Origin of the sequence: Mesorhizobium sp. IMUNJ 23033 (genome assembly GCF_044778005.1) — a bacterium.
In the GTDB taxonomy this organism is placed as follows: Bacteria; Pseudomonadota; Alphaproteobacteria; order Rhizobiales; family Rhizobiaceae; genus Mesorhizobium; species Mesorhizobium amorphae_A.
The window spans coordinates 34493-52978 of sequence record NZ_JBJACT010000012.1 but is presented as its reverse complement, the minus strand read 5'-3'; the positions used below and the strand labels follow the sequence as shown (position 1 = coordinate 52978).

The window sequence follows — 18486 nt, the reverse complement described above, 5'->3', positions numbered from 1 at the left end:
GATTGGTCCCTTTCGCCAATTCGCTGTCTCGTTTAGCAGCCATTTAGAGCCCGTATCTTGCTGATCAGGGTCTTGCCGTACTTGTACGTCGTCTGCACTTCTGCCTTGCCATTGCAGGCCGATCCGTCAGCTCGGGAATACGTGTAAGCGACGGCAACCTTATCCGCACCACGCCGTGCAACGGATTCAAGTTGCAACGGAGCGGAAAGCCCTCCGAAATATGAATGAATGGAAGCTTCGTTGAACGGACCGATACCACGTTTTTCCGGAATCACCAGTGCCGCAGCAGCAACACCATCCGCATTGGACAGCGCATTGTAGAAGGCGGCGGCGACCCTCATTGGGTCATATGGCTCGGGTGCAATTTGTGTCTCAACAGTGTTGGAGGGCACAGCGTTCGTTTGGTAGGAGGCGAACTGCAAACCCAACTCACTGGCCTTCGCTCCTGAGAGCCAAGCCATCCCTTCGGGCGGCGCAGAAGTGACAAAGACAATCGTGCTCTGGGAGAGGCCGAGTTGGTTCAAGTACGCCCCTATCAAGGCGTTGCCGACACCGGTCTCGCTGGCAGTCCCGTTGTTGACCACATACGATGCGTGGAAGCCGATATTTGCACTTTGGCCCGCTAGTCGTGGTGTGCCGGCGAGCCATGTCAGAGCACAGGCAGAGGCGCAGAGAGTGTCACTCGCCACGGCGGTAGCGAAACCCTTCAACCTAATTGCCCGGCCTATTTCGAGGGCAGGCAAGACCGATCCACCCTCGCTATTCAGCAGAACGACCGCTTGCCCGGTCGTCGCAGCGACTTGATTGAATTGGGTGTCGTCGTTGGGCTCGATGATGCCCGTTATTACGATCAGGTCCGGCGAACCACCAGCCTGAGGTATCTTTTCGAACGTCGCTGCGTCAGCGGCACCAGTGAATAGAAACACTCCCGCTAACCATACCGATTTGCGCATTTGCACCCCCCTACCAAAGCCCATTCTGCCTCCGAACTCCTAGCATCGCTGCTTGGCTCGTTTACCCAATTCGCTGTCTATCAATGCGATGTGGAAGTCGTCAGGCCTAAGCCCAACGTCAAGGAAGGTTTGTCGTGCATGCACCAAGCTGCCAGTGCTCTCTTCGCCACGATTGTCCATGCAGCGAATTTCAGCCTCTAGGCCGACAAGACGACCGGATGCATCAACAAATTTCTTCGGTTTCGAAGGCAGCTCTTCAAGTAAGGGCTGCTTGAAGACTGCGACAAGGCCCCCAACCAGAAGGGCGGCGGCGAGGATAAGGAACCCGGTCGTCGTTTCGATTCCTGCCAGTCGGAAAATGAAGAAGAATAGCAGGGCGATGGCCCCTATTGCGGAATAGCCACCCAATCCTCGCCGGAAAGCTGAAGCACCGAAAAGAAGAATGAGCACGGTGACTATGAGAAAGAATTCCATGAGGCCCCCGCCGCCGGATTCAAGAGGTTTCATAAGGCCACTGCCTGCCAACAATGACAAGCGGCGGCTTCCTAAGACGACACGAGCGAGGTGGGGCCATACCGCACATCCATCCCGTCTGTTGGGTCCCTGCGGCCCTTGTAGAGGGCTTTGGGCGATGGTCCGACCATAGCGAAATGGGTTTTGCACGACAGCGCATTCGAACTTCGCATGCCACTGCCGGCCTAGGGGCAAAAACTTCCCAATGGCCGAGGAGGCGGGCGGACATTGACCGGGTTAACGCATTCTTGCCAAGGACGTGCTTGCTTCGCTAGAGTAGCGTCCCGTGGTTATAGAAACGTGGGTCGTCTAATCTAAGATACCAACGTTTTTCGTTCTGCATCACCGATGTCATGAGCCAAGGAAATTCGACAATTATAGTACCCGAAAATCCGGAAGGGGACACCATTAGAGTCCCTGTTCTGAAAATATTTGACGGTGACGGATTTCTAACAAGAATTAAGGCCAGCGAACTCACGGGCGACCCAAGCGATCAATCAGAGTTTCACGTCGCAGTCCGATTTGCGTTCATCGACGCACCTGAATTGGAACAGCCCGGAGGGCGTGAGGCCAAAGATTTTCTTGCAACTTTGATTGGTGATAGATGGGTGGAACTCGAAGTTCGAATGAAGATGGATACGGGTCAGGTAGTGGACAGACATAAACGTATTGTCTGCGTGCCGTTTCTGACGCAGTAATACCTAGGTGCCGAATTCAGAACACCGTCTAACCACACCCATAACGCTGCGACATTTGGGGGATCGCTGCTCGTCACTAGGAACATTGAGCTAGAGATGGTTTTGAATGGATGGGCATGGGTTCTCGAACGATATGGACCCGGCGAACGGTATTTAGAGGCGTTGGACGATGCGCAACGTCACAAAAGAGGAATATGGGGCGCCACAGAGACCAACATTCCGCCATGGGAGTTTAAGAGACAGCAATACAGCGAAATGCGCCTCGCCAAGACAAGCACAAAATGTCCCGGATGTGGTGGCGATTTGGTTAAACGTAGTAGTAAGTTTGGGGCGTTCTTTGGTTGTTCAAATTTCCCTGACTGCAAATACAAATGCCGTGCTGCGGTCTGAAAATTCGCCCTACTGTACCACCAAGCTATACGTCTGAAAGTGAAAGTGCTGTCCTCCCCACCAAGAAGCTCCTCATTCTGCCAGAGCCGCTGCTTAGGGCAAGACAAGGGATAGGGGATTTGAGAAGTGGTCAGCGAAGCTATGGCAGTCTAGCCGCCTTCGGTATCTTCACCGCTATGCTTTTGCATTTCCACATGTAGAAACAGCAACTCGCCAAGCAGCTTGCCCAATTTGTCTTGATCAGGCGGCTTTCCGGCTGATTGCTTAAACAGCCACCATAGTTGCGCACGAACGGCATTAGTGGCGATTTGAAGCTGTGCCTTGGTTCTGATCATGTACCATCACCAGAAAACCAGCCAAAGCCCGAGTTTTGCGAGCTGATACAAGCCGGTAACAATCACAAAGAACACAGGAACGGCTACAAACCCGAAAAACGCTCTCATCCATGACATTGGAACATTCTGGCTTTCATCCGGCTTCTTGGGATCGTACTGAAAAATTTCAGACGCCATTTGGTCATACCATGGCGTTTGCGACCACAGGAAATAGCTGAGTGTGAAGGCGAAAAAGAAGCTGTAGACCAATCCAAGCACGATGAACGCTACAAGCGTGTAAATGGTTGGATGCTGTTGGATGAAAACACCAATAGCAATGTCCACATTCTCGGAACCGGTATGAGCCATCAGCGGTTCCGGCATCTTATCCCAAACACGGGTTTTCAGAGCCGCAAAGACCCACATTCCCATGCCAAGAATGAAGTTATCCTTGGTGGTTTCAGCAATCGTTGTGACCATAGAAAGCCCCTATTCCGGCTGAACCTGAACGACTGCTTTTCGTGCAGCTAGAAGCTTGTGTTCCTTCGCATATTTTGCGGCCATCGTCTCGATAACATCGAACCGTTCCGCATCTTCCCTTTGCAACCAATTCAACAACGCCAGATTACGACCGTGTTCCGTGTCACCTGTCCACTTTGCATAGTAGGTGGGAAAGAACTTTTGCGTGGTTCCGACAAAGGCCACCGCAATCCAAAACAGGACGCCACCAAGCCCTATACCCGCCACCAGAAGGAAACCAATGAAGGGATAGTTTCGGAAAAATTTGCCTGCGCCGGTCAACGGTTCGGCATCGTCAGTTTGTTGCGACCTAGTTGCTATCGGGTCTTGACCTACCGAGACTTGAATCCGTCCGTCACCAACCATCCCATAGCTGTAGGAGTAGCCATCAGATATCCCAAAAACTCGGATGCTCTCCCCCGGAACAATCGTGTAATCCTTGCCCTGATGATCGAATAGGACTTCCGTTTTTCCACCTTGCTCCAAAACAACTTTTTTGAATCCATCCGGTTTGATGTTCAGATTTGGATAGATTTTTGCGCCGTAGTTGCTGATGGTGAACTTTTGCACGATGTAGCCGGACGAATTTTTGGAATTCCCGTCATCAAGCAAGCTGCTACCAGCATCCAATGGAATGTCCAAGGTGGTCTGGTATACGTCAATGGATGGTGTCTCAGGACCAGTCGTGAGGAACAGGTAGCCGAACACGGCCACAATGATTCCGGAAGCAACGGAACTGATGATCACCAGCAAGAAGTTTTTCATTTCGAATCCCCGAACGCCATTTGTGGCCAATATATACCGAAACGCACTGCCTCGATGCGAGGGCGAAGCCAGTGGTGGGGCTATTTGGTCGACATCCCCACTGTTCACGGGTTCAAGATTTTTTCGGAGAGGGAAGTCATCCGCATTTCGCCACTCCGGATTTCCGATTCGAGAGCAGTCTCCATCTGCCCATGATCCCCAAAACAAAAAGGGCTAGCGCTTTGCTAGCCCTTCACAGAATCCCTAGCGGGGGTAGTGTTAGGCAGCAAGCACCTTCTGCACCGTGGCCTTAGAGAACCCCACCAACGCCGCTGTCTGTCTCACTGAAAGGCCATAGGCACGTGCCTGCTTGATCTGTGCCCGGACAGCATCAGTGACCATCGGTGGCCTTCCACCGGACCTGCCATCGGCCTTGGCTTTGGCTTGCCTTCCATCTGGCGTTCCTTGCGCACAGACTCATGTGGCGTTCTTCGTCAAAGAACGTGGCACCGATGGTGTGAACTGGCGCAATGTGTTCACTGGGCACCGTGGGGCATAGCCTATCAAGAGCTAATCTCTCCACCGCCAATCATTGCGATCTTGGAATCGGTAAATCTGTTCGGCTAAATGATGGACGCCGACATCAACAGATTTAGAACCTTTCCTTACGGCCATTGCCCGCACTGCCTGACGGGCTACTCTCCCGTCTTCGCTGCAATCTTCATAAAGTCTCTCTTTGATTCGTTCGATAACAACCCGCTTTGGCTCCTGCCAAATCCCGAAATCCATCATCAGGATATCAAACGAAGCATCCATGAACCGTATCGCTTCTTTGTCCGTCTTCTTTGCCATGATCCCAATCACCTTTCAGCACGTGCCTTGGCGAATTCCTCTGCCGTTCTGGTGGCCTTGGGCAGCTTGCTTGGGTCAGCTCCTTCAAACCCCAAGTTCAGCACAAAGAAGGCCTCCTTGCCCTCTTGGTCTCGATTGTCAGGGTAGATCGTGCGTGTGGCTCCGCCTTTGAATTTGATGATGTAGCGGGAATCGAAAGCCTCCTTCTTCGGTGCGCAACGTCTGGCTGCATCCAACCAAGTCTGCCTTGCAAGTTCGTTGTCGGCTTCCATGGCGGCTTTACGATACACTTTGCCCCAATGCTTCCTGTCCAGTTCGATGGACTCCACAATTGTCCTGATGTGGTCAGCCGCCTTTGCCCGTAGCTGGTACAGTTCTTCAATGTTCACTTGCCCTTTGCCGGTTCCTACCTTGGGAAAGCGAAACCTATTGCCGTCTATGGCTGCCTCACGTTCTAACTGGACTTTGTTCCGCTCGATCTCCAATGCCCCTATCTGTTCGTTGATCGCCTTGATCCGAGTGGCGTTCTTGACCATGGCCTCTCTCAACGAGTCTCGAAGGATTTCATCGGCTTCAATCATTTTCAAATGCCCCTGTTGGGATTTGAACAGCCCTAGCCGCTCACCTTCCAACTGCTGAATTTTTTGGGTGATGGTCTCTTGGACGGATGACGCTGTGCCGCCGTGGATGATTTCCTGTAGATCGAGTTCAGCGGCAAACGACAAAAACGACCCTTCGAAACGTTCATAGTTCCATGGAGCCGCTTCATGACATTTCCCGGTCAGTGAGCCTTTGCAATAAAACTGTATGGCCCTGCCCGGCTTAGGGTTCCTGATGGTCATGGGCTCTTTGCAGAACACACACTTGGCGATGCCACCAAACAGGTTGGAATAGGTCTTTCCCTTCCTTCCTTTGCCGGTGCGCTGCCGTTGTGCCATGCCTGCCTGTGCCCGGTTGTACTCTTCTATTGTGATGGCCGGTGGGAAGATCATGCACGGGTCGGACTTCGGCGGGTGATAAAGCCCATAGGTAGCCTTTGATTTCAGGATGTAATGGACGTTCGCAATCGTCCAATATTCTGCCCTGCCCTTCCTCCGCTTATCTATGGCGAATGGTCTGATACCATTCGCATTCAGGGTCTTGGCGATCATGGGCAAGCCACACCCGTTCAAGCACATGTCAAATATCCGTCTGACAATCTCCGCCTTGTCTTCGTTCAACTTCGCTTTGCCTGTCTCTGGGTCTTTGTAGAGCCATCCCGGTAGGTTGCCCGACACCACTTCGCCTGTCTTTTGGGCACGGGCATTGCGCTTGATATAGCTGTCTTTGACTCGCTTGCCCTTCGTGGCCGACTCTTCCTTTGCCCGCATGGCCACCAACACGATTGTCAATGCGTCCATGTCGTTGCAGTCGGGATGGTAGGCCTTGCCGTCCGAGAGTGTGACGATGACGATTCCAGCCTTCCAAAGCTCTTGGACGATGGCAGCAGTGGCGAACATGCCTTGACGGGATAGCCGGTCAATCGACTCCACCAAAAGGTAAGAGCCCCGGTTGATTTTGCCTGCCTCTGCGGCTTTCAGGAACGCACCAAGGGCACCGCTTTCGATGTTCCTGCCCTTGAATGCAGACACCCCGGCATCCGTCATTACCCGGTCATCGGCGAGCGGGATGGCGTTTTCAATGCTCCACTTTTCAGCCAAGGAATATTGTCGCCTATAGCTATCGCCTTGACCTTGAATAGCGGTGGACCAACGAATGTATGAGTACGCCACGGGTCCGGTGTAGGGCACCAGTGCCGTCTCGGTGGTCAACGCCTTCTCTAAACTTTCACCGCCTGCCTTTGTGGAATCAAAGTTCAGAGATTTGGCCACGATAGAATCAAAGTTTTGATCAGTGGCCACTATAGATTTGTCATTTGTTTTCATAGGGTTAGCTCCTTCTGGGCACCATATGGGGATGCCCAAAACGGTTACAAGAGCCTACCCAATGTCCAAACGTTTAGGACGTGACGCGCCAGACGAAACCGGCGGCAAAGACGCGCTCGGCCATGGTCGACAGGATGCGATCGTCTGTGATCTTCGCCACGGCAGCATTGTCGGGCATAGGCCCAAGCAGCGACGCCAAAGCCGCCTCACCGCCTTTGCGTTTTACCGCACGGGCGCGGATTTTCTGGAAATCGGCCATTTGGTCCCTCACAGGTCGCGTCAATCTACCACTTCCCGTTCGAACCGGCAGCCTCTACGTCTATCACAGACGCTGACGGAGGCGAGACATGAACAAGACTGTCGAAGATCTGGCAAGCCGCTGGCTGAAGCGAAGGCCGGATGCCTTGAGCAAACTTGAAAGCCGGGTACTGCAAGCGACGCTCGAACGCACCACCATATCCAAGGACACCAACAAGGCCGTCGCCTTCCATCAGACGCTCGGCGACCGCGTCGCCGACACCATCGCCCGCATCGGCGGCTCGTGGTCCTTCATACTCGGTTTCATCGCCTTTCTGATCCTGTGGACCGCAGGCAATGTCTGGCTGCTGACGCGCGATGCCTTCGACCCCTACCCCTTCATCTTCCTCAACCTGGTCCTCTCGATGGTCGCGGCGCTGCAGGCGCCGGTCATCATGATGTCGCAGAACCGCCAGACCGAGCGCGACCGTATCGACGCCGCCCACGACTATGAGGTCAATCTCAAGGCCGAGATCGAGATCATGGCGCTGCACGAGAAGCTGGACGAGCTGCGCCATAGCGAGATCATCGGCTTGCGCGACGAGATCCTGCGTCTGGCCGAGCAGGTCAAACGGATCGACGAGAAACTGTCGGCGCGGCAAGCCTCCTGATGACAGAGGCGATCCATCATCTCATCGAGCAGTATGGGCTGATCGCGGTTTTCCTGGGCTGCGTGGCCGAAGGCGAAAGTGCCGCCATCCTCGGCGGCTTCTTCGCCCACCAGCACGTTTTCGTCCTTTGGCAGGCCTTCCTGGTGGCCGCCTTCGGCGCCTTTGTCGGCGACACCTTCTTCTTCATCCTCGGCCGAAGCTTTGACGATCATCCCTATGTTCTCAAACTGAAGGCAAGGCCGGGTTTCAGCCACGCCTTTCGCCTCGTCTCCGCGCATCCCAACATCTTCGTGCTGTCGAACCGCTACATATACGGCATGCGCCTGGTCGGCGGCATCGCCGCCGGTTTTGCCAGCATCACGGCAACGCGTTTCGTCATCCTCAACGCCGTCTCGTCGCTGGTCTGGGCGGCATTGTTCGGCACTGTCGGCTATGTCTTCGGGCTTGGAGCCGAGCGCATCGTTGGCCAGGCGCTGCATCGCCACGAGCGGTTGCTGGTCGCCCTGTCCATTGGCGTCATCGTCGTCGTCCTGGCCTGGTTCGTCGCCCATTCCGTGGCCAAGAAGGAACGCGCCAAGGATGCCGGGGAAACGTGAACGTCAGTCGGGATCCAGCGCGCGATCACCCCGGTCGAGGATCAGGGGAATGATCAGGTCCTCTTCATCGGCCAGATGCCTTGTCAGCATGGCAATCAGCCGGCTGTTCTCGTCGGCATAGGCATCGGCGGCAAAGCGCTGCCTGTCCTCGCTCTCCTCCAGCGCCCGGATGAAGGCGTTCGCCGCCTCGGCGTTGCGCTCCAGCCCTTCGTGGATCGTGTGGTGATCGGCGTCGAGGATCTCGAAGCCGCGCTTCAGCCGCGTCTCTGCCTTGGCGAAGACCGGGAAATAGTGATGGTCCTCGACATTGTGGTGGCCGTCGAGATGCCCAAGAAAATGGTTGAGGCGCGGCGCGAACCAGCGCGCGAAATCCGGCGCCGTCAGCCTGCCCTCGCGATAGTCGCCAATGCCGCTGGTCAGCATGCCGCCGAGTTCGCGGAACATGTCGTGCCGCTCAAGCCACATGTTCGCCATGCCGTGGATGTTGGCGTGGCCCTGCCACATCTCGCGCGGATATTTTTCGACCAGCCAGCGCAAATCGTCCGGCAGCCCTGTCCGTTCAAGCAGCAGAAAATTGGCAACATCCGACATGGCGGTCTCCTGGACCATGATCCCGAAAAGTGGATACCGGTTTTCGGATCAGATCATGGTCGGGATCAGGTTGGGGTAACCGCCATGTAGTGTTGGCAAGATCAGATCGGTAGCCCCGTGAGGCGCTCGATGATGGCGATGCCCCAGACGCCGGCGACGATCACCACCGAAATCAGCACCGCCAGCGAGCCGCAATCCTTGGCCAGCTGGATGTCGACGTTGAATTCGCGGCTGAAGGCATCGCACGCCGCCTCGATGCCGGTGTTGAGCACTTCGACCATGATCAGCAGCAGCACCGCGCCGATCAGCAGTGCGTAGCCACGCCACGACGTCGACACGAACCAGCCGAGCGGCAAGGCCAGCACCAGCAGCATCAGCTCCTGCTGAAACGCCTTCTCGCTGGCGGCCAGCTTGCGAAACGCCCGCACCGAATTATAGAAAGCATCGATCAGCCGCTGCATGCCCAACGTCCCTTTCCGAGTCACCGGCAGGGGATATCGCAACCGCAGGATCAAGGGAATAAGGCAGAGCCTGCAAAAATCATTCGTCCGCGACCCTGAGCGTCGGCGTCGATTTCTCGAATTGCGGCAGCCCGTCGTCGATCGTGTAGTAGTCGCCCTTGTCGCCGACGAAGATGTGACTCTCACCTTGAAGCCCGGTCGGCGCATCGAACGATCCGGCCATGACCGAAACATAGGCATCCTGGTGAGGCTTCCAGAACAGCACCGAGCCGCATGTCTTGCAGAAGCCGCGCCTGGCAAACGACGACGCTTCGTACCAGCTGATGTTCTCGGCGCCCTCTATCGTGATGTTTTCGTCAGGGACATTGGTTGCGGCGTAGTAGTGGCCACTCTGATTGCGGCATTGCGAACAATGGCAGTAGATCACGCCGCGCAAGGCCCCCCGCGTCCTGAAGCGCACCGCCCCGCACAGGCATGATCCGCTGTGATCGTCGCTCATCTCGGCCTCCGTTTGATTTCGCTGCCAGATTCATTTCACCGGCAGGATTCCAGTTTTGCGCCGGCCAGGCACAGACAAAAGCGACACCGCAAGGACGCGTTCCGAAATCCTCGTCGCCTGGTCACTAAGAACCTCTTGCATCCTGAGGTAGAGGAAAATGCGTTGCAATGCAGCGCATTAAGGAAACTTTAGCGCGCCCGCATCTATTGTTCCTGCAAGCGGAGGTCGTGATTTGGGGACGCATCTCTTCGCATGTCTGGAATTTCGGTCGCACTCCCCGCATCGGCGACGTCCGGCACTCGCAGGTCTGCGGTGGCTCTTAGGGGTAGAGTGAACAGAACATGCAGCCGGCAGCCGCCCCGACCGACAGGAACACCGACATTGCTAGCACCGTCGTGGCAACCATGCGCCAGCTTGGCGTGCTGGGCCTGCCGCGCAACTACGAGATCTTCTACGAGGCGCTGAGCGGCAGCAACCATGAGCTCAGCCTCGCCGTGGTCTCGCTGAGCAACCGGCCGACGCAGGAAGATCTCGACCGCATCGGGCGCACCTTCTTTGCCCAGCATCACGGTCCGGGCATCGTCGAGCACGCCCGGGACGTCATCGCCAAGGAACTCGAGGACATCGCCTCACTGCTCAGAAGCGAACGCACCCATATCGAAAAATACGGCAGGATCCTCAACGAGACGTCGAGCGGACTGAGCAACCGCAGCCTGCTTTCCCAGGATTTGCTGCAGAAGATCGTCGGCGCCATGTCGGCGGCCACCAACTCGACGATCGACCATGGCAGGCAGGTGGCGAGCACGCTCAGCGACAAGACCGCCGAACTCGAGAGCGTCAAGTCGAAGCTCGAGGAGTACAAGCGCCTCGCCGACACCGATCCCCTGACCCATATCTGGAACCGCCGCGCCTTCGACAAGGAAATCACCAAGATCTACAACAGCAACAAGGGCATCCTGTTCAATGCCCTGATCCTTGCCGATATCGACCGCTTCAAGGACATCAACGACCGCTACGGACACCCGGTCGGCGACAGGATCATCCAGATCATCGCCGAGATCCTCCAGACCAGCCTCCGCGGCGACATGTTCGTGGCCCGCACCGGCGGCGAGGAGTTCGCGCTGATCGTCGAAGGCGCCAGCGAGGACACCACCTACGAGATCGCCGAGCGCATACGCTTGCTGATCGAGCAGACGCCGTTCACCAGCAGCCAGACCGGCACCAATTATGGCACCGTGACGGTGTCGATGGGCATCTGCATGGCATCCGAGGCTGAAAGCCCTGAGGATCTCTATACCAAAGCCGACCGGGCGCTCTATCGCTCGAAAGTAAGTGGGCGCAACCGCGTGACCCGCCATTCGGCGGTGGCCGGTCGCGCCGGCAAGAGCTGGCTGCTCTACAAGAAGGACTGAGGCGCCGCGGGCAGAAAAATTGTTGCCGCCACCTTTCCATGTGAATTTTTGTGACCTATGTTTTCCATAGAAATGGAAATACGCCCATGATACAGCCTCAAATCGCTGCTGGCGCAGCCGAGAACGCGGTCCTGACCAAGGCCACGCTGCGCGCCGCTGAATTGCTCGACGTCACCGCCAGGATACTGGCGTCGATCATCGGCGTCTCGGAAGCCACGGTTTCCCGCATGCGCAAACAGGAATTCCTGCTGGAGCGCGGCACCAAGCCATTCGAGCTTGCGGTGCTGTTCGTCCGCCTGTTCCGTTCGCTCGACGCCATTGTCGGCGGTGACGAGACGATCGCCCGGGCATGGCTGAAGAATGCCAACACGGCCTTCGACGGCGCGCCAGTCGAGAAAATCCAGACAATTTCAGGGCTCGTCGATGTCATCGCCTACCTGGACTCCCGCCGCGCTCTCGTCTGAGGCCATTCCACTCGACGGCAAGTACTGGCGCATGGTCGAGGCGCAGCACCGCGTCTCGACCTTGAAGGTCGTCGACACGCTTGACGAACAGACCCTGCTCGAGGACCTGATCGAGGAGACCAAGCCGCAGATCCCGCTGGAATGCCGGCATCTCCATTATCTGCTGGCGACGCCTTTCCGCTACGGTTCGGTCTACCCGCACGGCTCGCGCTTCCGCCGCTCCGGCAGGACCCTGGGCGTCTACTATGCCGCCGAGACGATGCTGACGGCGGTCGCCGAAATGGCGTTCTACCGGTTGCTGTTCTTCGCCGAATCCCCTGATACACCCTGGCCGCGCGACGCCGCCGACTACACCGCCTTCGCCGCCGCCATCAAATGTGCCAACGCCATCGACCTGACACGACCGCCGCTCGATCGCGACCAGGCCGTATGGACGCATCCGACCGACTACAGCGCTTGCCAGGCAATCGCCGATGTCGCGCGCGAGGCCGGGCTGCAGGCGATTCGCTACCGCTCGGCGCGCGACCCGAAAGGCGCCAACATCGCGCTTTTGACGTGCAAGGGTTTTGCCAAGGCAAAGCCGCTGGAGCCGCAGACCTGGCGCATCCGCCTCGGCGCCTTCGGCGTGCAGGCGATCTGCGAATTCCCGGAAAAGCGGATCGAGTTCTCCAGTACGGCTTTTTCCGACCCGAGGCTTGCCGGCCTGCGCTGGGAACGCGGAAGGCGCTAAGCCAGTATGTTGACGGCCCGCGCGGCGACCAGCGCGATCGTCAGCAGCGAGATCATCGCCTCCGCCATCATCAACAGCTTGGCACGCTGGGACAGCGGCAAAGTGTCGGTCGGCGAGAACGCCGTCGCATTGGTGAATGCCAGGAACACATAGTCGACGAAGCCGGGCAGCCAGCCACGGATTTCACGATCGGTCAGCGTCATTTGCGGAAACAGGAAGTCGGCCTGCGCGCGCTTGACCAGGCCGCAGGTCGGCGGACCGCCTCGGTCGGTGCTCCAGAACCACAGCGCAAAGACGATGACGTTGGTGACCCAGATGTTCAGCGCATCGACAAGCAGCGTCGTTCCGGAGCCGGCATGGCCTGCCAGCAGCGCGCGCACCAGGAAAACCAGCGCTCCGCAATTCATGATGCTGATGACGCCGGTCATGACCAGGGCCGTCCGGCGGATGAAAAGCCGAAACCGGCCGATCGTGTACCAGTGATCGTGCTCGACAGCCCTCTGGGTTGCCATTTGCGTCCAGGCCGTCGCGATCGAGAGAGGCACGAGGAGCGTCCCTTCGATCGAGGGCGCCAGCCACCGCGGGCCGAACGAAAGATCGTTGATGACCAGAAGCTGCAGACAGATGATGACGAGGACCGCGGCGCGCGCCGACCAGAAGTCGAGTGCGCGGTGGTGAATGATGGCATGCTCGTGGCGCATGGTGCTGGATCGCATCGAGAGGGCTCGGAGTTTGCCGTGCGTTCCGCCTCAATCTTGGTTTTGCGATGGTCGTGTGAGAACACATTTTCGTAAGCGCTGATGTGATCGCGGCCCGTCATACATCGCCGCGAAACAAAAAAGCGCCGGATTTCTCCAGCGCTTTTGATCAACCAACTCAGGTCGGAAATGGTTCAGCCGTTGGCGGCCTGCTTGTGCTGGACCGGATGGCTCTTCTTGAGCAGGTCCGAGACCAGGAAAGCCAACTCGATCGCTTGGTCGGCGTTGAGGCGCGGGTCGCAATGGGTGTGGTAGCGATCCTGCAATTCCTCGGCGGTGATGGCGCGGGCGCCACCCGTGCATTCGGTGACGTTCTTGCCGGTCATCTCGACATGGATGCCGCCCGGATGCGTGCCCTCGGCGCGGTGCACCTCGAAGAAAGTCTGCACCTCCTTGAGAATGCGGTCGAACGGCCGCGTCTTGTAGCCGGCGGCCTCGATGGTGTTGCCGTGCATCGGATCCGACGACCACACCACGCTGCGGCCTTCCTTCTGCACCGCCCGCACCAGCTTCGGCAGATGGTCGGCAACCTTGTCCGAGCCGAAGCGCGCGATCAGCGTCAGCCGGCCCGGCTCGTTCTCCGGATTGAGCAGGTCGATCAGTTCCAGCAATCCGTCCGGCGTCAACGACGGGCCGCATTTGAGGCCGAGCGGGTTCTTGATGCCGCGGCAGTATTCGACATGCGCATGGTCGGGCTGGCGGGTGCGGTCGCCGATCCAGATCATGTGGCCCGACGTGGCGTACCAGTCGCCCGAGGTCGAATCGACGCGGGTCAGCGCCTCCTCATAGCCGAGCAGCAGCGCCTCGTGGCTGGTGTAGAAATCCGTCTCGCGCAGCGCGAAATTGGTTTCGGAGGTGATGCCAACCGCGCGCATGAAATCCATCGTCTCGGTGATGCGGTTCGCCAGCGACTCGTACTTTTCGCCTTGCGGGCTGTCGGAGACGAAGCCCAGCATCCAGCTATGCACGTTCTCCAGGCTGGCATAGCCGCCCTGCGCGAAGGCGCGCAAAAGGTTGAGCGTCGCCGCCGACTGGCGGTACGCCATCTCCTGGCGAGCGGGATCGGGAATGCGCGACTTGGCGTCGAACTCGATGCCATTGATGATGTCGCCGCGGTAGCTGGGCAGCGTCACCTCGCCCTTGGTCTCGTTGTCGGACGAGCGCGGCTTGGCGAACTGGCCGGCAACGCGGCCGACCTTCACCACCGGCTGCGCGCCGGCGAAGGTCAGCACCACCGACATTTGCAGGAAGACACGGAAGAAGTCGCGGATATTGTCCGCGCCATGCTCGGCAAAACTCTCGGCGCAGTCGCCGCCCTGGAGAAGGAATGCGTCACCGGCTGCGACAGCTGCAAGCTGCTTCTTCAGCTTGCGCGCCTCACCGGCAAAAACCAGCGGCGGAAAGGTGGCGAGCTGGGCTTCCGTGTTCTTCAGCGCGGCAAGGTCCGGATAAGCAGGAACCTGCTTGATCGGCTTTGCCCTCCACGAATTCGGCGACCATTTCGTCATCGTTGCACCCAAACGCTCTTTCCAGCCGGCATCCTCGCCGCTCTTCCAGCCCCATAAGGGGGTGGCGGCTCCATACACGAAGCCGATTTCGTATTCTAGACTGGAATTTCAGCGCTGGCGAATGCGCCAGACGCCCCGAGCAGCCTTGCTACGCTGCCACCAGCCGCGCCAGCTGCGTCATCACCACCGCTGACCCGGCCAGCCGCTTTTCGGCGTTCGGCCAGTCGCGGATGAAGACGACGCTGTGGTCGGGCCGGATTTTGGCCAGCGAGCCCTGCTCGCCGATGAACTTGACCAATCCGACCGGGTTGGGGAATTCGCGCTTGCGGAAGTGAATGACGACGCCCTTGGGGCCCGCATCGAGCTTCTCGACATTGGCCTTGCGGCAGAGCGCCTTGATGAAGACGATCTTCAGGAGATGCTTCACCTCCTCGGGCAGCGGTCCGAAGCGGTCGATCAGTTCGGCGCCGAAGGCGCCGATCTCCTCGGTGTTTTCGAGGTCGCCGAGGCGGCGATAGAGCGCCAGCCTGAGCTGCAGGTCCGGCACATAGCCCTCCGGGATCATCACCGCCGTGCCGACGGCGATCTGCGGCGACCAGCCGCCATCCTGCACCTCGCCGGAATCCTTCACTTCGGCGACAGCCTCTTCCAGCATCTGCTGGTAGAGCTCGAAGCCGACCTCCTTGATGTGGCCGGATTGCTCTTCGCCGAGCAGATTGCCGGCGCCCCTGATATCGAGGTCGTGGCTGGCGAGCTGGAAACCGGCGCCCAGCGTATCCAGCGACTGCAGCACCTTCAGCCGGCGCTCGGCGGTGTCGGTCAGCTTGCGGTTGGCCGGCAGCGTGAACAGCGCGTAGGCGCGCACCTTGGAGCGGCCGACGCGGCCGCGCAGCTGGTAGAGCTGCGACAGGCCGAACATGTCGGCGCGATGGATGATCAGCGTGTTCGCGGTCGGGATGTCCAGACCGGACTCGATGATGGTGGTCGACAAAAGCACATCGTACTGGCCGTCGTAGAAGGCGTTCATGATGTCGTCGAGCTCGCCCGGCGGCATCTGGCCATGGGCCACCGCGACCTTCAGCTCGGGCACAGATTCACGCAGGAAATCATGGATTTCGGCGAGATCGCTGATGCGCGGAACAACATAGAAGGAATGGCCGCCGCGGTAGCGCTCGCGCAGCAGCGTCTCGCGGATGACCAGCGGGTCGAAAGGCGAGATGAAGGTGCGCACCGCCATGCGGTCGACCGGCGGCGTCGCGATCAGCGACAGTTCGCGCACGCCGGTCAGCGCCAATTGCAGCGTGCGCGGGATTGGCGTCGCCGACAGCGTCAGCACGTGCACATCGGTCTTGAGATCCTTCAGCCGCTCCTTGTGCTTGACGCCGAAGTGCTGCTCCTCGTCGATGATCAGCAGGCCGAGATTCTTGAACGAGATCGCGGACCCGAGCAGCGCATGCGTGCCGACGACGATATCGACCGTGCCCTCGGCGATACCCTTCTTGGTTTCGGCAAGTTCCTTGGCCACGACCAGCCGAGAGGCCTGGGCGACGCGGATCGGCAGGCCGGAGAAGCGCTGCGAGAAAGTTTTGAAATGCTGGCGTGATAGCAGCGTCGTCGGCACCACGACCGCGACCTGAAAACCCTCCATAGCCGCGATGAAGGCGGCGCGCAGCGCCACTTCCGTCTTGCCGAAACCGACATCGCCGCAGATCAGCCGGTCCATCGGCTTGCCGGCGCCGAGATCGTCCATGACGGAATCGATCGCCGTCTGCTGGTCGTCGGTTTCCTCATAGGGAAAGCGCGCGGAGAACTCGCCATAGAGGCCATCCGCCGGCACCAGCGACGGCGCCGAGCGCATCTGCCGCTCGGCGGCGATGCGGATCAACTGCCCGGCCATATCGAGCAGCCGCCGCTTCAGCCGCGCCTTGCGCGACTGCCAGGCGCCGCCACCGAGCTTGTCCAGCGTCGCCTCAGTCGAATCCGAGCCGTAGCGCGACAGAAGCTCGATGTTCTCCACTGGCAGGAACAGCCGGTCGTCGCCGGCATAGTGGATTTCGAGGCAGTCATGCGGCGCGCCGACGGCCTCGATGGTGCGCAGGCCGATGAAACGGCCAATGCCGTGATCGGTGTGGACGACGATGTCGCCGGCAGACAAGGACGAGGCCTCGGCGATGAAGTCGGAAGCACGCTTCTTGCGCTTCGAGCGCCGGATCAGGCGGTCGCCCAGAATGTCCTGCTCGGCGACGACGACCAGTTTTTCCGTCTCGAAGCCGGATTCCAGCGGCAGCACGGCAAGTGCTGCCTGCCCCGGCTCGAGCTTGTCCGCTTCGGCAAGCGTCGCCACCGGCACGAGACTGCCGAGATGATGTTCGGCCAGGATCTGGCCAAGCCGGTCGAGCGAGCCTTCGGTCCAGCCGGCAATGACGACGCGGCGGCGTGCGGCGCGCTCGTCGGCGATATGCTTCACGACGACGTCGAAGACATTGACGTTGGGGTCGGCGCGCTCCTCGACGAAGCTGCGGCCATGGCGCGAGCCGGCGTGGAAGACCTTTCTGGCCCCCGCATCCGGCGCGTCGAAGGCGGTGAAGTCGATGGCTTCGCGCGGACCCAGCGAGGCGACGAGGTTTTCCGGCGAGAGATAGAGCAGGTCCGGCGCCACCGGCTTGTAGGGCACGGCGTCCTTCAGCGCGCCGTCGGCCTGTTTCCTACGCGCCTCGTAATGGTCGAGGATCAGCGTGTGGCGTTCGGCGAGTGCCTCATGCGCCAGATGGTCGAAGACGATGGGAGTATCCGGCAGATAGTCGAACACCGTCTCCAGCCGCTCATAGAACAACGGCAGCCAATGTTCCATGCCGGCGAAGCGCCGGCCCTCGCTGACCGCCGCATAGAGCCCGTCATCGCGCTGCGGCGCGCCAAAGGCCTCGATATAGGCGCGTCGGAAACGGCTGATGGTCTCGGGCGTCAGCGCCACTTCGCTCATCGCCTGCAGCGCCATCGACTTGCGCTGGCCGGTGGTGCGCTGCGTGGCGGCGTCGAAGACGCGGATCGATTCCAGCGTGTCGCCGAAGAAATCGAGCCGCAGCGCTTCCGTCCAGCCGGGCGCGAAAAGGTCGAGAATGCCGCCGCGCACCGCGAACTCGCCGACGCCGCGCACCGTCGGCACCCGCTCGAAACCCGATGTCTCCAGCCGCGCGATCAGCGCGTTCATATCGATCTGGTTGCCCGGCTTGGCATGGAAGGTCTGCGCCTCGACCAGATCAGCCGGCGGAATGCGCTGCAGCAGCGCGTTGGCGGTGGTGAGAATGACAGCGCGGTGCGGTTGCCTCGCCAGCGCGATCATTGCCGTCAGCGCGTCGAGCCGCTTGGCGGCGGCATCGGAACCCGGCGAGACGCGGTCGTAAGGCAAACAATCCCAAGCCGGCAATTCCAGCACCGGCAGGCCGGGCGCGGCAAAGGCCAGCGCCTCGATGATCGCCGGCAGGCGCTGACCGTCGCGCGCCACGAACAGCACCGGCTTGTCGGGCGCGATCTCGTGCACTGTCTGCACCAGCGCGAAGGCCTCGTAGCCGTCGGCGACGCCGTCGACGATGAACTGGCCGGCGCGGCCTTTCGGCAGGCCGATTGTGGGAATGAGGCTCATGAAATCACGTC

Annotated in this window: 19 protein-coding genes and 1 pseudogene; 6 read left to right on the top strand and 14 right to left on the bottom strand. The window is 59.2% G+C overall.

What is annotated here, in order from left to right; genetic code table 11:
* Window positions 1-32 precede the first annotated feature (32 nt).
* Both ACFX5Q_RS15135 and ACFX5Q_RS15130 read right to left on the bottom strand, forming a co-directional pair.
* Window positions 33-953 (bottom strand): hypothetical protein, encoded by a 921-nt coding sequence (locus ACFX5Q_RS15135; protein WP_404279162.1) that lies wholly within the window; start codon window positions 951-953, stop codon window positions 33-35.
* Between the two features lie 39 nt (window positions 954-992).
* Window positions 993-1427: a hypothetical protein gene (locus tag ACFX5Q_RS15130; RefSeq protein WP_404279160.1), complete on the bottom strand. Its 435-nt coding sequence runs from the start codon at window positions 1425-1427 to the stop codon at window positions 993-995.
* Window positions 1428-2230: 803 nt separating this feature from the next.
* Between ACFX5Q_RS15130 and ACFX5Q_RS15125 the strand changes: the two genes are divergently transcribed.
* Window positions 2231-2554: a topoisomerase DNA-binding C4 zinc finger domain-containing protein gene (locus ACFX5Q_RS15125; RefSeq protein WP_404279392.1), complete on the top strand. Its 324-nt coding sequence runs from the start codon at window positions 2231-2233 to the stop codon at window positions 2552-2554.
* A 149-nt stretch (window positions 2555-2703) separates the two neighbouring features.
* Here ACFX5Q_RS15125 and ACFX5Q_RS15120 read toward each other — a convergent pair whose 3' ends face one another.
* The 6 genes and pseudogenes from ACFX5Q_RS15120 to ACFX5Q_RS15095 all read right to left on the bottom strand — a co-directional run.
* The gene (locus ACFX5Q_RS15120; RefSeq protein ID WP_404279158.1) at window positions 2704-2889 is read right to left on the bottom strand and encodes a hypothetical protein; all 186 of its coding nucleotides are present in this window, start codon (window positions 2887-2889) and stop codon (window positions 2704-2706) included.
* A 6-nt stretch (window positions 2890-2895) separates the two neighbouring features.
* A complete protein-coding gene (locus ACFX5Q_RS15115) occupies window positions 2896-3348 on the bottom strand; it encodes a hypothetical protein (protein WP_404279156.1) in 453 nt (150 codons plus the stop codon).
* Between the two features lie 9 nt (window positions 3349-3357).
* Window positions 3358-4152 carry a hypothetical protein gene (locus tag ACFX5Q_RS15110; protein WP_404279154.1) on the bottom strand — a complete coding sequence of 265 codons (795 nt, stop codon included), beginning with the start codon at window positions 4150-4152 and terminating at the stop codon, window positions 3358-3360.
* 549 nt (window positions 4153-4701) lie between these two features.
* Entirely contained in the window at window positions 4702-4983 is a 282-nt protein-coding gene (locus ACFX5Q_RS15105; protein ID WP_404279152.1) for a hypothetical protein, read from the bottom strand.
* Between the two features lie 8 nt (window positions 4984-4991).
* On the bottom strand, window positions 4992-6908 hold the full coding sequence (locus tag ACFX5Q_RS15100) for a recombinase family protein (RefSeq protein WP_404279150.1): 1917 nt from the start codon (window positions 6906-6908) through the stop codon (window positions 4992-4994).
* Between the two features lie 82 nt (window positions 6909-6990).
* A pseudogene (locus tag ACFX5Q_RS15095) lies at window positions 6991-7167 on the bottom strand (DNA-3-methyladenine glycosylase I); the annotation flags it as partial.
* A gap of 88 nt (window positions 7168-7255) precedes the next feature.
* On the opposite strand from ACFX5Q_RS15095, the gene ACFX5Q_RS15090 reads away from it, so the two are divergent.
* Both ACFX5Q_RS15090 and ACFX5Q_RS15085 read left to right on the top strand, forming a co-directional pair.
* Window positions 7256-7816, top strand: coding sequence for a DUF1003 domain-containing protein (locus ACFX5Q_RS15090; protein ID WP_404279148.1), 561 nt, complete (start codon window positions 7256-7258; stop codon window positions 7814-7816).
* Complete coding sequence (locus ACFX5Q_RS15085; protein ID WP_404279146.1) at window positions 7816-8412, top strand: DedA family protein; 597 nt, start codon at window positions 7816-7818, stop codon at window positions 8410-8412. Before ACFX5Q_RS15090 ends, ACFX5Q_RS15085 begins: the two co-directional genes overlap by 1 nt.
* A 3-nt stretch (window positions 8413-8415) precedes the next feature.
* Here ACFX5Q_RS15085 and ACFX5Q_RS15080 read toward each other — a convergent pair whose 3' ends face one another.
* The 3 genes from ACFX5Q_RS15080 to ACFX5Q_RS15070 form a co-directional block, all read right to left on the bottom strand.
* Window positions 8416-9003: a hemerythrin domain-containing protein gene (locus tag ACFX5Q_RS15080; protein ID WP_404279144.1), complete on the bottom strand. Its 588-nt coding sequence runs from the start codon at window positions 9001-9003 to the stop codon at window positions 8416-8418.
* 101 nt (window positions 9004-9104) lie between these two features.
* Window positions 9105-9464 carry a diacylglycerol kinase gene (locus tag ACFX5Q_RS15075; protein ID WP_404279142.1) on the bottom strand — a complete coding sequence of 120 codons (360 nt, stop codon included), beginning with the start codon at window positions 9462-9464 and terminating at the stop codon, window positions 9105-9107.
* A gap of 79 nt (window positions 9465-9543) precedes the next feature.
* Window positions 9544-9963 carry a GFA family protein gene (locus ACFX5Q_RS15070; protein ID WP_404279140.1) on the bottom strand — a complete coding sequence of 140 codons (420 nt, stop codon included), beginning with the start codon at window positions 9961-9963 and terminating at the stop codon, window positions 9544-9546.
* Between the two features lie 341 nt (window positions 9964-10304).
* On the opposite strand from ACFX5Q_RS15070, the gene ACFX5Q_RS15065 reads away from it, so the two are divergent.
* The 3 genes from ACFX5Q_RS15065 to ACFX5Q_RS15055 all read left to right on the top strand — a co-directional run bounded on the left by ACFX5Q_RS15065 (window position 10305) and on the right by ACFX5Q_RS15055 (window position 12569).
* Complete coding sequence (locus tag ACFX5Q_RS15065; protein WP_404279138.1) at window positions 10305-11375, top strand: GGDEF domain-containing protein; 1071 nt, start codon at window positions 10305-10307, stop codon at window positions 11373-11375.
* 86 nt (window positions 11376-11461) lie between these two features.
* Complete coding sequence (locus ACFX5Q_RS15060) at window positions 11462-11839, top strand: antitoxin Xre/MbcA/ParS toxin-binding domain-containing protein (RefSeq protein WP_404279135.1); 378 nt, start codon at window positions 11462-11464, stop codon at window positions 11837-11839.
* Window positions 11799-12569 (top strand): RES family NAD+ phosphorylase, encoded by a 771-nt coding sequence (locus tag ACFX5Q_RS15055; protein ID WP_404279133.1) that lies wholly within the window; start codon window positions 11799-11801, stop codon window positions 12567-12569. Before ACFX5Q_RS15060 ends, ACFX5Q_RS15055 begins: the two co-directional genes overlap by 41 nt.
* Here the strand turns inward: ACFX5Q_RS15055 and ACFX5Q_RS15050 are convergent.
* From ACFX5Q_RS15050 to mfd, 3 genes are all read right to left on the bottom strand, one after another.
* Window positions 12566-13270: a hypothetical protein gene (locus ACFX5Q_RS15050; protein ID WP_404279390.1), complete on the bottom strand. Its 705-nt coding sequence runs from the start codon at window positions 13268-13270 to the stop codon at window positions 12566-12568. The genes ACFX5Q_RS15055 and ACFX5Q_RS15050 overlap by 4 nt on opposite strands.
* Before the next feature lie 191 nt (window positions 13271-13461).
* The gene (locus ACFX5Q_RS15045; RefSeq protein ID WP_065518317.1) at window positions 13462-14835 is read right to left on the bottom strand and encodes a class II 3-deoxy-7-phosphoheptulonate synthase; all 1374 of its coding nucleotides are present in this window, start codon (window positions 14833-14835) and stop codon (window positions 13462-13464) included.
* A 148-nt stretch (window positions 14836-14983) separates the two neighbouring features.
* Window positions 14984-18475 (bottom strand): transcription-repair coupling factor, encoded by a 3492-nt coding sequence (gene mfd, locus ACFX5Q_RS15040; RefSeq protein ID WP_404279130.1) that lies wholly within the window; start codon window positions 18473-18475, stop codon window positions 14984-14986.
* Window positions 18476-18486: the final 11 nt, after the last annotated feature.

What these genes read in the sequence shown, in the direction of transcription:
- ACFX5Q_RS15135 (WP_404279162.1), bottom strand. Translation starts at nt 953, where the DNA reads ATGCGCAAATCGGTATGGTTAGCGGGAGTGTTTCTATTCACTGGTGCC.
- ACFX5Q_RS15130 (WP_404279160.1), bottom strand. Translation starts at nt 1,427, where the DNA reads ATGGAATTCTTTCTCATAGTCACCGTGCTCATTCTTCTTTTCGGTGCT.
- ACFX5Q_RS15120 (WP_404279158.1), bottom strand. Translation starts at nt 2,889, where the DNA reads ATGATCAGAACCAAGGCACAGCTTCAAATCGCCACTAATGCCGTTCGT.
- ACFX5Q_RS15115 (WP_404279156.1), bottom strand. Translation starts at nt 3,348, where the DNA reads ATGGTCACAACGATTGCTGAAACCACCAAGGATAACTTCATTCTTGGC.
- ACFX5Q_RS15110 (WP_404279154.1), bottom strand. Translation starts at nt 4,152, where the DNA reads ATGAAAAACTTCTTGCTGGTGATCATCAGTTCCGTTGCTTCCGGAATC.
- ACFX5Q_RS15105 (WP_404279152.1), bottom strand. Translation starts at nt 4,983, where the DNA reads ATGGCAAAGAAGACGGACAAAGAAGCGATACGGTTCATGGATGCTTCG.
- ACFX5Q_RS15100 (WP_404279150.1), bottom strand. Translation starts at nt 6,908, where the DNA reads ATGAAAACAAATGACAAATCTATAGTGGCCACTGATCAAAACTTTGAT.
- ACFX5Q_RS15090 (WP_404279148.1), top strand. Translation starts at nt 7,256, where the DNA reads ATGAACAAGACTGTCGAAGATCTGGCAAGCCGCTGGCTGAAGCGAAGG.
- ACFX5Q_RS15085 (WP_404279146.1), top strand. Translation starts at nt 7,816, where the DNA reads ATGACAGAGGCGATCCATCATCTCATCGAGCAGTATGGGCTGATCGCG.
- ACFX5Q_RS15080 (WP_404279144.1), bottom strand. Translation starts at nt 9,003, where the DNA reads ATGTCGGATGTTGCCAATTTTCTGCTGCTTGAACGGACAGGGCTGCCG.
- ACFX5Q_RS15075 (WP_404279142.1), bottom strand. Translation starts at nt 9,464, where the DNA reads ATGCAGCGGCTGATCGATGCTTTCTATAATTCGGTGCGGGCGTTTCGC.
- ACFX5Q_RS15070 (WP_404279140.1), bottom strand. Translation starts at nt 9,963, where the DNA reads ATGAGCGACGATCACAGCGGATCATGCCTGTGCGGGGCGGTGCGCTTC.
- ACFX5Q_RS15065 (WP_404279138.1), top strand. Translation starts at nt 10,305, where the DNA reads ATGCAGCCGGCAGCCGCCCCGACCGACAGGAACACCGACATTGCTAGC.
- ACFX5Q_RS15060 (WP_404279135.1), top strand. Translation starts at nt 11,462, where the DNA reads ATGATACAGCCTCAAATCGCTGCTGGCGCAGCCGAGAACGCGGTCCTG.
- ACFX5Q_RS15055 (WP_404279133.1), top strand. Translation starts at nt 11,799, where the DNA reads ATGTCATCGCCTACCTGGACTCCCGCCGCGCTCTCGTCTGAGGCCATT.
- ACFX5Q_RS15050 (WP_404279390.1), bottom strand. Translation starts at nt 13,270, where the DNA reads ATGCGCCACGAGCATGCCATCATTCACCACCGCGCACTCGACTTCTGG.
- ACFX5Q_RS15045 (WP_065518317.1), bottom strand. Translation starts at nt 14,835, where the DNA reads ATGACGAAATGGTCGCCGAATTCGTGGAGGGCAAAGCCGATCAAGCAG.
- mfd (WP_404279130.1), bottom strand. Translation starts at nt 18,475, where the DNA reads ATGAGCCTCATTCCCACAATCGGCCTGCCGAAAGGCCGCGCCGGCCAG.